The sequence below is a fragment of the Pseudomonas sp. PSB18 genome, assembly GCF_014596565.1.
In the GTDB taxonomy this organism is placed as follows: Bacteria; Pseudomonadota; Gammaproteobacteria; order Pseudomonadales; family Pseudomonadaceae; genus Aquipseudomonas.
Genome location: NZ_NOIN01000003.1, coordinates 554,367 through 568,673 on the forward strand (window position 1 = coordinate 554,367; position 14,307 = coordinate 568,673).

The window sequence follows — 14,307 nt, forward strand, 5'->3', positions numbered from 1 at the left end:
ATATTCAGTCATTACCAAGCGTTAACGACGCTTTATCTGGAGCCAGAATGATGAGCGGAACCGACGCAACTATTGCAACGGGGTCAGTTGCAATAAACGTTGTCGGTAAATAGGCGCCATGGCGCGAATCTCAGGGTGAGAGGCCCCCGACAACGACTCACTGCTCACCCGCAGAAAATTCACGTTCCCGGCAGCCAGCGCCTTGCGCAACCAGCCCAGGGCTTCGTCAATGCGCCCATCACCCGCCAGCACCGCCGCATGACTGAATTGCCCTCGAAAGTCGCCACCTTCGGCCGACCGTCGATACCATTGCACCGCCGCCAACGGATCCGCCGGACAGCAGCGTCCGTCCTCCAGATAGCGCCCCAACAGATTCATCGACTTTGCGTGGCCCGCCTCGGCGGCGCGACGGTAGAGATTCAAGGCCTGCGCCTGGTCTTCGGCCACACCGCGCCCGGTCGCCAGCAGATTGGCGTAGTTATACATCCCCCAGTCCAACCCCGCCTCGGCGGCCAGGCGATAATGCCGGGCGGCGACGCTGGAGTCGGCGACACACCCCCAACCGTGCTCATGACAACGCCCCAGCATGTTGCGCGCCATCGGGTGCCCGCGCCGCGCCGCAATACCGAACCAACGTACCGCCAGGACCGGATCCCGGGCGATGCCCTGACCGTCCAGCAGGATCTGACCCAGCAACGCCTGGGCATCGAGCACACCCTCGCCCGCCGCGAGCAGGATCGCCTGGGCCGCCCGCGCCGGGCTTTCTTCAAGCATCGCCTTGAGAGATTCGCCGTCGAGCACTTCCTCGCGGCGCAGACGAAAGTCCGCCATCTACACCTCGACCCAGCGGCGCAGCAGGTTGTGGTAGGTGCCGGTCAGGCGAATCAACGAAGGATGGTCCGGCACGTCGCGGGTCAATGCCTGGATCGCCCCGTCCATCTCGAACAGCAACGCGCGCTGGCTGTCTTCGCGCACCAGGCTCTGAACCCAGAAGAACGACGCATAGCGGGCACCACGGGTCACCGGGTTGACCTTGTGCAGACTGGTGCCCGGATACAACACCATGTCTCCGGCCGGCAACTTGACCCGCTGGGTGCCGTAGGTGTCCTGGATCTCCAGTTCGCCGCCGTCGTAGTCCCGGGGATCGCTGAAGAACAGGGTGGCCGACAGATCGGTGCGTACCCGTTCAGCGCTGCCCTTAGGTTGGCGCACGGCGTTATCGATGTGGAAGTCGAAACTGCCGCCGGCGGTGTAACAGTTCAACAGCGGCGGGAACACCTTGTGCGGTATCGCGGCAGACATGAACAGCGGGTTGCTCCACAACCGTTCGAGCATCGCGGCGCCAATTTCCTTGCCCAGGGGATGGCCCTCGGGCAATTGCAGGTTGTGCTTGGCCTTGGCCGACTGGTAACCGGCGGTGATCTTCCCGTCCATCCACTCGGTCTGTTCCAGCGCCTCGCGGATGCGCTGCACTTCTTCGGGAGAAAACACACCGGGGATGTGCAGCAACATGGATCGAGCCTGTGGATAAAATGGGCGCCAATGGTAGTGATTCTTATTAGCTGTGCACAACCCCCACGATGCATCCCGTGACCAAAACCGGAAAGACGAATTATAAAAACGGAAATTCCTCTCAAATAGAAATATTTCGCAATTGATATAGAGACTCGTTTACCCTATATTCCGCGGCCTCGAAACCTTGGGGAAGGCAATATTCATGTCGCGTCAATCATCACCATTACCGGTCCAGTCACCTCGTCTGCTGGCGTCCGCCATTGGCGTCGCCCTGAGTGCGACGGCCGCGGCCCAACTGGCTCAGGCGGCGGAGAACGCCGATGAAAAGGCCCCGCGCGAGCCCATTGCCCTGGATGCCACCAGCATCACCGGCGAGGCCCAGGACACGACGTCCTATCAGGTCGAAAAAGCCTCTTCCCCAAAATACACCGCGTCGCTGGTCGACACCCCGCGCTCAGTGACCGTCATCCCTCAGCAAGTGCTCAAGGATACTGGCGCGCTAAATATGCAGGATGCTTTGCGCACCGTGCCGGGCATCACCTTCGGCGCCGGTGAAGGCGGCAACCCCCAGGGGGACCGCCCATTCATCCGCGGTTTCGATGCCCAGGGTGATACCTATCTGGATGGCGTGCGCGACACGGGCTCGCAAAGCCGCGAAATCTTCGCCGTGGAGTCCATCGAAGTCAGCAAGGGGCCGAACTCGGCCATCGGTGGCCGTGGCGCAGCGGGCGGCACCATCAACCTGGTGAGCAAGAAGGCTCACCTGGGCGACACCTTCGACGGGGGCTTCACCTGGGGCTCGGACCAGACCCAACGCTACACCCTGGATGGCAACTATCAGTTCAGCGACAGCGCCGCCGGTCGTCTCAACCTGATGAGCCATGAAAGCAACGTCGCCGGCCGCGACAAGGTCAACTACGACCGCTGGGGCATCGCGCCATCGCTGGCGTTCGGCCTCGGCACGGACACCCGGGTCAACCTCGACTACTACCATCTCGAAAGCAACGACCTGCCAGACTCGGGCATCCCCTACAGCATGCCAGCCTCAGGGCGGACGGCCGACCGCACCCAGTCCAACCCGGACAAACCCAACGACGGCGGCGACAGCAGCAATTTCTATGGCCTCACCGACCGCGACTTCCGCAAGACCCGCGTCGACACCGCGACCTTCGCCATCGAGCATGACCTGAGCGATGCACTGACGGTCAAGAACACCCTGCGCCATGGCTCCAGCCTGCAGGACTACATCCTGACCCAGCCCGACGACAGCAAGGGCAACGTCAACAACGGAACGGTCTGGCGCCGGGCCAACAGCCGGGTCAGCAACGTCGATACCACCACCAACCAGACCGACCTGTTCGGTGATTTCTATGTGGCCGGGTTCAAGAACAGCTTCTCCACCGGTATCGAATTGAGCCGCGAGACAGGCGAAAAATCCGCCTACACCGTCAACACCGACACCGTACCGGGCACCGCTGCAGCGAACACCAACTGCACCCCATCGATGATCGGTGCATCGAGTGGCTTCAACTGTACCTCGTTGTCCAACCCGAACCCGAATGATCCGTGGAACGGCGCCATCGCACGCAACTACGCCGGCACCGACACCACCAGCGTCACCCGCGCGCTCTATGTGTTCGACACCCTGGAGCTGACGCCGCAATGGCTGGTGAACATGGGCCTGCGCTACGATCATTTCGACACGAAGTACAAGACCTACAACGCCGCCGGCACCACCACGTCCAAGGGCGATGATGTCAGCGAGTTCGTCACCGGTCAGTTGGGCCTGGTCTGGAAGCCCGCTGACAACGGCAGTATCTACGCCTCCTACGCCACCTCGGCCACACCGCCGGGCAACATGGTCGGCGAAGGCACCGAAGGCAACCCGTTGGGCGGCACGCCGGACCGCAACGGCAACTTGTTGGCAAGCGACATGGAGCCGGAAACCACCAAGAACTACGAGATCGGCACCAAATGGGACCTGCTGGGCAGTCGCCTCTCGCTGACCGCCGCAGTCTTCCGCACCGAGAAGGAGAACGCCCGGGTCCAAGTCGATACCACGACCTATGAGAACGCCGGCAAGACCCGTGTCGACGGCCTCGAACTCTCGGCCAGCGGCAAGATCACCGAAAAATGGCAAGTGTTCGCCGGCTACAGCTACCTGGACAGCGAACAGGTCGATGGCGGCCCGTTGAGCACCACCGACGGCAATGAGCTGCCGAACACGCCGAAGAACAGCGCCAGCGTCTGGACCACTTACGCGCTCACCTCGAAGCTGACCATCGGCGGCGGCGCCTTCTATGTCGACGACGTGTTCGGCAGCGTGGCCAATACCACCATGGTCGACTCCTACGTGCGCTACGACGCCATGGCCAACTACAAGGTCAGCAAGCACCTCGACCTGCAACTCAACGTGCAGAACCTGACGAACGAAACCTACTACGACAAAGCGTTCTCGACCCATTTCGCCAACCAGGCGGCGGGGCGTACGGCGCTGTTGAGCACCAACTTCCATTTCTGATCGGAAATGGCTGGGGCCGTGATGCGGTCACCTGTGGGAGCGAGCCTGCTCGCGAAAGCGTTGGATCAGTCGACACTAATACTGTCTGACACACCGCCTTCGCGAGCAGGCTCGCTCCCACAGGGTTGATTTCGACATCACTGACCGTACGCAAAAGCCCCGCTCATCTTTTATGAGCGGGGCTTTTATGTGTGTTTATGAATGCTTCTCGATAACACACGGCATAATGCACGCCGTGATGAACCGTAATGAATGAAAGGCGGGCGACGTGTTGAAGAAAACCCTGTTCCAGTTGCACTGGTTTTTCGGCATCAGTGCCGGGCTGGTCCTGGCGTTTATGGGCATTACCGGTGCGGCGGTGTCGTTCCAGGACGAGATCCTGCGGGCGCTGAACCCACAGGTGCTGACGGTGGAGAAACAACCGGCCGGTGTCCTGCCACCCGCCGAACTGGTGGAACAGATCGAGGCCACCGCCGGTAAAACCGTCGCCATGCTCTGGGTCGAGACCGACAGCGGCAATGCCGCACGGGCGATCTTCGCCGCGCCGCCCGGGGAGAAGCGCGGGGCCATGCGCTACTTCAACCCGTACAACGCTCAATTCATGGGCGATGTGGTGGGCCAGGACTTCTTCGGCCTGCTGCTCAAGCTGCACCGCATCCTGGCCCTGGAGGACGTGGGCCGGCAGATCACCGGGGCCTGCACGTTGATCCTGGTGTTTTTCTGCCTGTCCGGGTTGTACCTGCGTTGGCCGCGCCAGTGGAAGAGCTGGCGTGCCTGGCTGACCCTCGACTGGCAGAAGAAAGGCCGCAGTTTCAACTGGGATTTGCATTCGGTGGCCGGCACCTGGTGCCTGGCGTTCTACCTGTTGGCGGCCCTGACCGGGCTGACTTGGTCCTACGATTGGTACAACAAAGGCGTGACCCGCCTGCTCTCCGACTCACCGAAGCAAGAACGTGTGCGCAACCGCGGCCCCGCGCCTGACGGCCCGCCGCCGGTGGTCGATTACCGGGCCATGTGGAGCAGCATCTACAGCGCCGCCGGCCCGGACCTGGCGTCCTATAATGTGCGCCTGCCGCCGGTGGCCGGGCAACCGGCGACGGTGTTCTACCTGTTGAAGCATTCGCCCCATGACCGGGCACTGAACCAGATCGTCCTCGACCCGGCCACCGGCGTTGTCAGCCAACACAGTCGCTACAGCGACAAGAGCCTCAAGGCGCAACTGCTGACCAGCGTTTATGCCTTGCATGTAGGAAGTTACTTCGGCCTGATCGGGCGGATCCTGGTGACGGTGGCGGCGCTGACCATGCCACTGTTCTTCATCACCGGTTGGTTGTTGTACCTGGATCGTCGCCGCAAGAAACGTCAAGTCCGGCAAGCGCGCCAGGGGTTGGCGGCCAGCCACGGCGACGCGCCCGCGTGGCTGATCGGCTTCGCCAGCCAGAGCGGCTTTGCCGAACAGTTGGCGTGGCAGACCGCCGGCCAGCTCCAGGCCGCCGGTCTGCCGGTGAATGTCCAGCCACTGGCCGGCGTCAGCGAGCAGGACCTGAGCAACTCCACCCATGCCTTGTTTGTGGTCAGTACCTTTGGCGACGGCGAAGGGCCGGACAGCGCCCGGGGTTTCGAGCGCAAGGTACTGGGCCGCCCCCTGGGCCTGGAGCGCCTGCAATATGCGGTGCTGGGCCTGGGCGACCGGCAGTACGACAACTTCTGCGGTTTCGCCCGACGCCTGCACAGCTGGCTGGCGGAGCATGGCGGCAAGACCCTGTTCGCCCCGGTGGAAGTCGACAGCGGCGACCCTTACGCCTTGCGTCATTGGCAACAGCAACTGGCCGAACTGACCGGGCAGGCGCCGGCGGACACCTGGAAAGCCCCCGATTTCGAACATTGGACGCTCAACCAGCGCACCTTGCTCAACCCCGACAGCAGTGGTTCGGGCGTGTACCTGCTCGGCCTCAGCGCCCCTGGGCCAAGCAGCTGGCTGGCCGGCGACCTGGTGGAAATACTGCCACGCAACGACCTGCTGGCCATCGAGCACTTTCTCGAGGGCCTGGGTATCGCCGGCAACGCTCGCGTCCAGGTCGACGGCTTGCCGCAAAGCCTGGAGCAGGCCTTGACGATCCGCCAGTTGCCGGAAAACCGCGCCCATCTGGTGGGCCTGCATGCCCAGGCGCTGCTGGACGCGCTGGCCCCGCTGGCGCCGCGTGAATATTCCATCGCCTCGATCCCGGCCGATGGCATGCTGGAGCTGATCGTGCGCCAGGAACGCCATGCCGATGGCAGCCTGGGCATCGGCTCCGGCTGGCTCACCGAATATGCCCCGCTGGGCAGTGCCATCAGCCTGCGGGTACGGCGCAACAGCGGCTTCCACCTGCCACCCCAGGGCGTGCCGATGATCCTGCTAGGCAACGGCACCGGACTGGCAGGGCTGCGCAGCTTGCTCAAGGCCCGTGTCGCCGAAGGCCCGCAACGCAACTGGCTGCTGTTTGGCGAGCGCCAGCGCGAGCATGATTTCCATTGCCGCGATGAGCTTCAGGAATGGGTCACCTCCGGCGACCTGGAACGCCTGGACCTGGCGTTCTCTCGGGATCAGCAACAGAAAATCTACGTCCAGGACCGCCTGCGCGAATCCGCTGCACTGCTCAAGCAATGGCTGGCTGACGGCGCAGTGATTTATGTCTGCGGTAGCTTGCAGGGCATGGCGTCGGGGGTAGATCAGGTGCTCAACGACGTGCTGGGGGCCGAGGAAGTGGAGCGATTGATCGAGCAGGGGCGCTATCGGCGAGACGTTTACTGACAATCCTGTTCTCCTTTGTGGGAGCGAGCCTGCTCGCGATAGCGGTGCATCAGACAGCATCTTTGTCGCTGACACACCGCATCGCGAGCAGGCTCGCTCCCACAGGGGAAATGTTTGCGGCAGGAATTCACACCGGCTGCAGCTTCTTCTCGAACACCGCCACCCCCTCCAGATCCCGCAACACCACATTCATCTCCCCGCTCTGCCCGTCGATGTTCACCTCGCCGAAAAATTGATAGCCGGCAAACGGCGAGGTGTTCTGGGTCGGTGGGGCTTTCTGGAACACCACTTCGGGGCCGAAGGTCTTGTCCAGCACGTTGGGCCCGAAACTGCCGGCGTTCAGCGGCCCGGCGACAAACTCCCAGAACGGCTCGAACTCCTGGAACGCGGCCTGTTCCGGGTGGTAGTGGTGGGCGGCGCAATAGTGGACATCGGCGGTGAGCCAGACGTAGTTGCGTACCTGATGCTTGCGCAGGTAGCCGAGCAGTTCGGCAATTTCCACTTCGCGGCCCTGGGCCTGGCCCGGGTCACCGTTGGCGACGGCTTCCCAGCGTGGCACACCGGGGCTGACCTCGCCGTCGGGCACACCCAGGCCGATGGGCATGTCGGCAGCGATGACTTTCCATTGGGCCCGGGATTGCTTCAACTCGCGCTTGAGCCAATTCAACTGCTCGCGACCGAGGAAGGGCTTGGCCGCGCCGAGGTTGGCGTCATTGGCTTCGCGATAGCTGCGCATGTCGAGCACGAACACATCCAGCATCGGTCCATAGGCGAGCTTGCGATAGATCCGCCCGCCGCCATCGGCCTTCTGCAAGCGCATCGGCGCATATTCCAGCCAGGCTTGTCGCGCACGGCCAACCAGGGTGCCGATATCCTTGGTCTGGTAGCGCTCGTCCAACTGCTTGCCCGGCGACCAGTTATTGACCACCTCGTGGTCGTCCCACTGCCAGATCTGCGGCACCTCGGCGTTGAAACGCCGCACGTTCTCGTCCATCAGGTTGTAGCGATAGTTGCCACGATACTCGTCCAGCGTCTCGGCGACCTTGCTCTTGGCTTCGGTGGTGAGGTTGCGCCAGATGCGCCCGCCTTCCGTGGTGATCTGAGCCGGCACCGGGCCGTCAGCGTAGATCGTGTCGCCGCTGTGGAGGAAGAAGTCCGGCAGGCGCAGGCGCATGGCTTCGTAGATGCGCATGCCGCCGAGGTCCGGGTTGATCCCGAAGCCCTGGCCGACGGTGTCGCCGCTCCAGACAAAACGGATGTTGCGCTTGAACTGCGGTGCGCTGCGCAGATGGCCCAACCAGGGCTCGCTGGCAACGCCACTCCGGGCGTCTTCAAAATGGACGCGGTAGAAAATTGCCTGGTCGCGCGGCAAGCCGGCGAGTTCGACCCGGGCGGTGAAGTCGCTGCGGCTGTCGGCCAGCGGCGAGACAACGCGCCGGGGGTTGAGGAAGCGGCTGCGGGTGTCCCACTCCACCACCATTCGCGCCGGGCGGTCGCTGCGACTCCAGATCATCACCCGGTCGCCCTGCAAGTCACCTGACTGCACACCATCGGTCAGTACCGGCCGATCCTTGACCGAGGCAATCACCGCTGGCGCCAACCCCGGCAACAACAACCCCGCCCCCACGGCCTGCATCACACGGCGACGGCCCAGGTCGAATTCACTCATGGTGTTCCTCCCAAATGGGAAAACTAGAACATGCTCGTGTTAATCGTTTGTGAACGTTGCAAAAAACATTGTGGGAGCGAGCCTGCTCGCGATTGCGGAGTGTCAGATAACAAAGTTGTTGGCTGATACACCGCTATCGCGAGCAGGCTCGCTCCCACAGGGGACTTCATTGTTTCAGGAAACGGCTCAGGCCTTGGCAGGCTCCAACGCCATCTCGACTTCCTCCGGCCGCTTGAGCAGCGCATACGCCACCGCCGTCAACAGGCTGCCCGCCACGATCGCCAGCAAGTACAGCAATGCATGGTTGATGGCGTTGGGGATCAGCATCACGAACAGTCCGCCGTGGGGCGCCATGAGTTTGCAGCCGAAGTACATCGACAGCGCACCGGTCAGCGCACCACCGGCGATGCTGGCCGGGATCACCCGCAGCGGGTCCTTCGCCGCGAACGGAATCGCGCCTTCGGAAATGAAGCACAGCCCCAGCACCAAGGCCGCCTTACCGGCCTCGCGCTCGGTCTGGGCAAACTTGCGCCGGGCGATGAAGGTGGCGATACCCAGGCCAATCGGCGGCACCATGCCGGCGGCCATGGTCGCGGCCATCGGCGCGTAACTCTGCGACGCCAGCAGCCCCACCGAAAACGCATAAGCGGCCTTGTTGATCGGGCCTCCGAGGTCGACACACATCATCGCCCCCAGCAGCACACCCAACAGAATCGCATTGGTGGTGCCCATGCTGTCGAGGAAATGGGTCAATCCTTCGAGCATGCCCGCCACCGGCTTGCCCACCACATAGATCATCACCAGCCCGGTGAACAGGCTCGCCAGCAACGGGATGATCAGGATCGGCTTCAGCGCTTCCAGACTCTGTGGCAGACGTGCGTAACGGTTGATCGCCTTGGCCGCGTAACCGGCCAGGAAGCCGGCGATGATCCCGCCGATGAACCCGGCGCCCAGGGTGCTCGCCAGCATCCCGCCGATCATCCCCGGCGCGAGGCCCGGACGGTCGGCAATGGAATAGGCGATGTAACCGGCCAGCAACGGCACCATCAATTTGAACGCGCTTTCGCCGCCGATCTGCATCAGCGCGGCCGCCAACGTGCCAGGCTCCTTGAACGCGGTGATGCCAAACACGAACGACAACGCGATCAGCAAACCACCGGCTACCACCATCGGCAGCATGAACGACACGCCAGTCAACAAATGCTTGTAGACGCCGGTCTTCTCCGCCTTGGCCGGCCCCGCACTGCCACTGGACGCCGTTTCCTGTTGTCCCTCGGCCAAGGCTTTTTTCAGCGTGGCCTCCGCTTGCTTCAAGGCGATGCCCGTGCCGCAGCGATAGATCTTTTTGCCAGCAAAACGCTCGGTGGCGACTTCGATATCGGTCGCCAGCAGCACCACGTCCGCATCAGCAATGGCTTGGGGACTCAACGGATTGCGCGCGCCCACCGAACCCTGGGTTTCCACCTGCAGGTCGTAGCCCAATCGCGTCGCCGCCTGCTGCAATGCCTCGGCCGCCATGAAGGTATGGGCCACGCCCGTCGGGCACGCGGTGATGGCAACCAGGCGCGGCGCATGTTCGCTCACCGCTGCGGACGATTGCGCAGCAACGGCCGCCTCCTGCTGAACATCCGACGCCACCAGGACCGCTGCCTCTTCGGCACCACGGCGCAGCACCGAATCGACATCCTGCAGGGCCTGGGCCGGGGTGCTGCGGAAGACCCGCTTGCCGACGAACCGCGTCAGATCCACCGGGCCGCTGGCAACCAGCAACACCCACTCGGCGGCTTCAAGGGTGGCCGCCGACAACTGGCGCTCCGGATGGGCCGCGTCATGGACTTCGACGCTGGTGCTCCATCCCTGGCGCTGGGCCGCCGCGTCCAGCAGGCGGGCGCACAACACACTGGTGACCATGCCGTTCGGGCAGGCCGTCACAATGGCTAATTTCATTCTCGCGAACCCTCTTATTGTTCTGTCAGGGGGCGCACGCGCACGCCCTGTTCAAGCGACGCCAGCAGCGCGGTGTCATGGATGCCGAAACCGATCTGGGTGACCGCCATCGCGGCGATGGCCGTGGCGGTGCGCAGGGTCTGTTCCGGGGTATGCGCACCGAGCAGGCCGTGCAGCATGCCTGCCAGCAGTGAATCCCCTGCACCCACGGTACTGGCGACGGTGACCTTGGGGGGAGAGGCGTGCAACGCTGAACCGACACTGAACCAGTTCACGCCGTCGGCGCCGTGGGATATCACCACATGCTCGACACCCTGAGCGTGCAGGCGTTGCGAAGCTTGGGCCTGGGCCTGTTCGGTCACCACATCGCAGCCCAGTGCGTCAGCCAGTTCCTCGGTGTTCGGCTTGATCAGCCACGGCCCGGCGGCCAACGCGACGCGCAAGGCTTCGCCACTGGTGTCGAGGGCCACCTTCAGGCCGAGGGATTTCAGGCGCGAGATCAACGCCTGCAACCACAGTGGACTGACACCCCGGGGTAAACTGCCCGCCACCACCACGACATCGTGCCCAGGGGCGATCTGCTCCAGGCGCGCCAGCAACGCTTGCTGCGCCGCGTCATCGACCCTCGGGCCGGGGCCGTTGAGGTCGGTGATGCGTCCATCCTGCTCGGCCAGCTTGATGTTGCTGCGGGTGTCCCCGGGCACACGGATAAAGGCGTCGACAAAACCGCGTTGAGCGAACAACGTCTCGAACGCCTGGGCGTTGTCTTCACCCAAAAAGCCGCTGACGGTCAGCGTATGCCCCAGGTCGGCCAGCACCTGGGCCACGTTCACACCTTTGCCGGCGGCGTGGCTGTGCATGGCATCGCTGCGGTTGACCTGGCCCGGTTCCAGGCGCGCCAGTTCCACCGTGAGGTCGAGCGCCGGGTTGAGGGTCAGGGTAAGAATCTTCGCCATTACAGCGCCTCCACTAATGCGCGCACATCATTGGCGCTGCCCACGGCCAATGCTTCGCGGGCCAGGGTTTGTGCCTGTTCCAGGCTCAGCTCACGTACTCGTGCCTTGACCTCGGCAACGCTGCGGGCCGACACACTCAGTTCATCCACCCCCAGGCCCACCAGCACCGGCACTGCCAGCGGGTCGGCCGCCAGTTCGCCGCACACGCCCACCCATTTACCATGGGCATGGGCAGCGCGCACGGTGATGTCGATCAGTTGCAGCACCGCCGGGTGCAAGCCGTCGGCCTGGGCCGAAAGACTTGGATGGCCGCGGTCGATGGCCAGGGTGTACTGGGTCAGGTCGTTGGTGCCCACGCTGAAGAAGTCGACTTCCTTGGCGAGCACCGGCGCGAGCAACGCGGCGGATGGCACTTCGATCATGATCCCCAGTTGCAGGTCCGCCACCGGGATTTCCAGGCGCAGGCGCTCGGTCATGTCCCGGGCCTGGCGCCATTCTTCGACGCTGCCCACCATCGGGAACATGATCCGCAACGGACGGTTGTCCGCCGAACGCAGCAAGGCACGCAGTTGCGCCTCCATGATCTGTGGGCGCTGCAAGGTCAGACGGATGCCACGCACGCCGAGGAACGGGTTTTCCTCTTTCGCGATCGGCCAGTACGGCAGCGGCTTGTCGCCGCCGACATCCAGCGTACGCACCACCAGGGGCCGGCCAGCCAGGCCATCGAGCACCTTGCGGTATTCGGCTTCCTGGGTCGCTTCGTCCGGTGCCTGAGTATGGGCCATGAAAATCAGTTCGGTACGCAACAAGCCAATCCCTTCGGCCCCCTGCTCCACCGCGCCGGCGACACCTGCGCTTTCGCCGATGTTGGCGAACACTTCCACCGGGTGGCCGTCACGGGTCAGGGCGGGTTGATGACGCTGTTCGGCGGCGGCCTTGAGGCGCTGTTCGCGGGTGTCGCGTTCCTCGACGGCGCGTTGCAGGGTAGCGGCATCAGGCTCCACATGCAGGCGACCGCGCTGGCCGTCCAGCAACAATGAAGTGCCCGGCGCCAACAGCAACACCGAGGCTCCCGCCCCCACCAGCGCCGGGATGCCCAGGGCCCGGGCGACAATCGCGCTGTGGGCGGTGGCGCCACCGCGTGCGGTGAGAATCCCCGCCACCCGGCTCGGATCCAGGCGCGCCACGTCGGACGGACCGACTTCATCCATCACCAGGATGTACGGTTGCTCGGGTTCGTTCGGGGTTTCGACGCCACATAACTGCGCCAGCACACGACGGCCGACGTCGCGCAGATCGGCGGCACGCTCGGCGAGCAGTGCGTCCTGCAAGGCTTCCTGTTCTTTCGCAGCGGCTTCAATCACCCCCATCCACGCCGCTTGCGCACTTTCACCGAGCTTCAGGCGGGTGTCGACTTCGTCAGTCAGCTCCGGGTCGTCGAGCATTTCCTGGTGGGTAATGAAGATTTCGCGGATGGCCTTGGCCTTGGCGCGCTCGATCAGGCCTTCGATGTCGCGGCGCACCTGGTTCAAGGCGTTTTGCAGACGCTCGCGCTCGATGGCGGCCGATTCGCCGCGCAGCGGATAGTCGATGGTTTGCAGAACCTGGATATGGGCCGGGCCAATGGCGATACCTGGCGCAGCAGGCACCGCCTGGATCAGGCTGCCGGATTCGGGGGCCAGCATCACGGTGGCGACTTCGGCCATCGGGCTTTCCTGCGGCGCACTCGGAGGCGGCAGCGGCTCGACTTCTTCGCCCAGGCCCTCTTCGATGGCCGCCAGCAATGCCGGCAGCGCATCGGCGGCAATGTTCGGTTCAGCGATGAATTCCAAGACCTGACCGCGACGGGCGCCCAGGCTCAGCAGTTTGCTCAGGCTCTTGGCCGACACGGCGCTGTCCTGGCCGTCGACGATGCGCACGCGGATCTCGCCTTCGAAGCTTTTCGCCAATTGCGCAAGAATCTTCGCCGGACGCGCATGCAAGCCATGGGCGTTGGCCAGGCCGATTCGAGCGCTGGGCCAGTCGGCGGGCAGTTCGCCACCGAGCACTTCCAGCACCTTGCGGCTGCTGGTGGCACGGCCCAGCTCGTGGCCGCGACCTTCGATCAGCAAGGCGCAGAGTCGTTCGAGCAGCGCCTGGTGAGCTTCGCCGAGACTGGCGAGGCAAAACAGGCCACTCAAGGGCTGTCCCAGATAACGGATGGGTTTGTCCGGTGTCACGAAGGCCAGGCCCGGGCGCTTGACGGTCTGCTCGCTGTGCAGCCACCACAGGCCATCGCCCAGGGGCAGCGCATCGACCTGCTGCAACACCCCGGCAAAGCCGTTACTCACGCAATCGGCCTGGCGCAGCAAACGGGCGCCACGCCACACCAGCTCCTCGAAATCATCGGCCGACACGCCAAGCCCGATCATTTGCGCATCCAGGGCCAGCTCCTGCGGCGCACCTTGCAGCAACTTCAGCAAGGCTTCGGCGGAACCGGCGCGACGCAGCGCCTGACCCAGGTCGGTCTCGCCGAGGGCACGGGTCAGCAGTTGCAGCAGGCGCAGGTGCTCATCGGACTTGGCCGCGATACCGATCGCCAGGTAGACAATTTGCCCGTCGCCCCAATCCACGCCTTCGGGGAATTGCAGCAAACGAACACCGGTCGAATGCACCAGGTCGCGGGTTTGCGGCGTACCGTGGGGGATGGCGATACCTTGGCCAAGAAAGGTCGAACCCTGGGCTTCGCGGGCCTGCAAGCCGGCGAGATAACCTTCGGCCACCAGGCCATCGGCCACCAGTTTGTCAGCGAGCAATTGCAGCGCGGCGGCTTTATCCACGGCGGTCTGGGCCATGGATATCTGCTCTGGATTGAGCTCGAGCATGCTTTCTCCTTTTTGGCGTCGGGTTGGCGCCAGGTATTGTT

General features: G+C 63.9%; 8 protein-coding genes. 2 read left to right on the forward strand and 6 right to left on the reverse strand.

Going from position 1 to position 14,307, the window contains the following annotated elements; all coding sequences use genetic code 11:
* Nucleotides 1-69 precede the first annotated feature (69 nt).
* Nucleotides 70-831: a tetratricopeptide repeat protein gene (locus CGA22_RS10320; protein WP_041020622.1), complete on the reverse strand. Its 762-nt coding sequence runs from the start codon at nt 829-831 to the stop codon at nt 70-72.
* Entirely contained in the window at nt 832-1,512 is a 681-nt protein-coding gene (locus tag CGA22_RS10325) for a Fe2+-dependent dioxygenase (RefSeq protein ID WP_041020623.1), read from the reverse strand.
* Nucleotides 1,513-1,717: 205 nt separating this feature from the next.
* Between CGA22_RS10325 and CGA22_RS10330 the strand changes: the two genes are divergently transcribed.
* Nucleotides 1,718-4,036, forward strand: a complete 2,319-nt coding sequence (locus CGA22_RS10330) for a TonB-dependent receptor (RefSeq protein WP_041020624.1) — start codon at nt 1,718-1,720, stop codon at nt 4,034-4,036.
* A gap of 268 nt (nt 4,037-4,304) precedes the next feature.
* Nucleotides 4,305-6,830, forward strand: coding sequence for a PepSY domain-containing protein (locus tag CGA22_RS10335; protein ID WP_188258565.1), 2,526 nt, complete (start codon nt 4,305-4,307; stop codon nt 6,828-6,830).
* 127 nt (nt 6,831-6,957) lie between these two features.
* On the opposite strand, the gene CGA22_RS10340 is transcribed toward CGA22_RS10335, so the two are convergent.
* The 4 genes from CGA22_RS10340 to ptsP form a co-directional block, all read right to left on the reverse strand.
* Nucleotides 6,958-8,499: an alkaline phosphatase D family protein gene (locus tag CGA22_RS10340; RefSeq protein WP_041021400.1), complete on the reverse strand. Its 1,542-nt coding sequence runs from the start codon at nt 8,497-8,499 to the stop codon at nt 6,958-6,960.
* A 186-nt stretch (nt 8,500-8,685) separates the two neighbouring features.
* Complete coding sequence (locus CGA22_RS10345; RefSeq protein ID WP_041021401.1) at nt 8,686-10,446, reverse strand: PTS fructose-like transporter subunit IIB; 1,761 nt, start codon at nt 10,444-10,446, stop codon at nt 8,686-8,688.
* Between the two features lie 14 nt (nt 10,447-10,460).
* Entirely contained in the window at nt 10,461-11,402 is a 942-nt protein-coding gene (pfkB, locus tag CGA22_RS10350; protein ID WP_041021402.1) for a 1-phosphofructokinase, read from the reverse strand.
* Nucleotides 11,402-14,266, reverse strand: coding sequence for a phosphoenolpyruvate--protein phosphotransferase (gene ptsP / locus CGA22_RS10355; protein WP_041021403.1), 2,865 nt, complete (start codon nt 14,264-14,266; stop codon nt 11,402-11,404). Before ptsP ends, pfkB begins: the two co-directional genes overlap by 1 nt.
* Nucleotides 14,267-14,307: the final 41 nt, after the last annotated feature.

Coding starts and splice junctions, on each gene's coding strand:
- CGA22_RS10330 (WP_041020624.1), top strand. CDS start 1,718: ATGTCGCGTCAATCATCACCATTACCGGTCCAGTCACCTCGTCTGCTG.
- CGA22_RS10345 (WP_041021401.1), bottom strand. CDS start 10,446: ATGAAATTAGCCATTGTGACGGCCTGCCCGAACGGCATGGTCACCAGT.
- CGA22_RS10325 (WP_041020623.1), bottom strand. CDS start 1,512: ATGTTGCTGCACATCCCCGGTGTGTTTTCTCCCGAAGAAGTGCAGCGC.
- CGA22_RS10340 (WP_041021400.1), bottom strand. CDS start 8,499: ATGAGTGAATTCGACCTGGGCCGTCGCCGTGTGATGCAGGCCGTGGGG.
- ptsP (WP_041021403.1), bottom strand. CDS start 14,266: ATGCTCGAGCTCAATCCAGAGCAGATATCCATGGCCCAGACCGCCGTG.
- pfkB (WP_041021402.1), bottom strand. CDS start 11,402: ATGGCGAAGATTCTTACCCTGACCCTCAACCCGGCGCTCGACCTCACG.
- CGA22_RS10320 (WP_041020622.1), bottom strand. CDS start 831: ATGGCGGACTTTCGTCTGCGCCGCGAGGAAGTGCTCGACGGCGAATCT.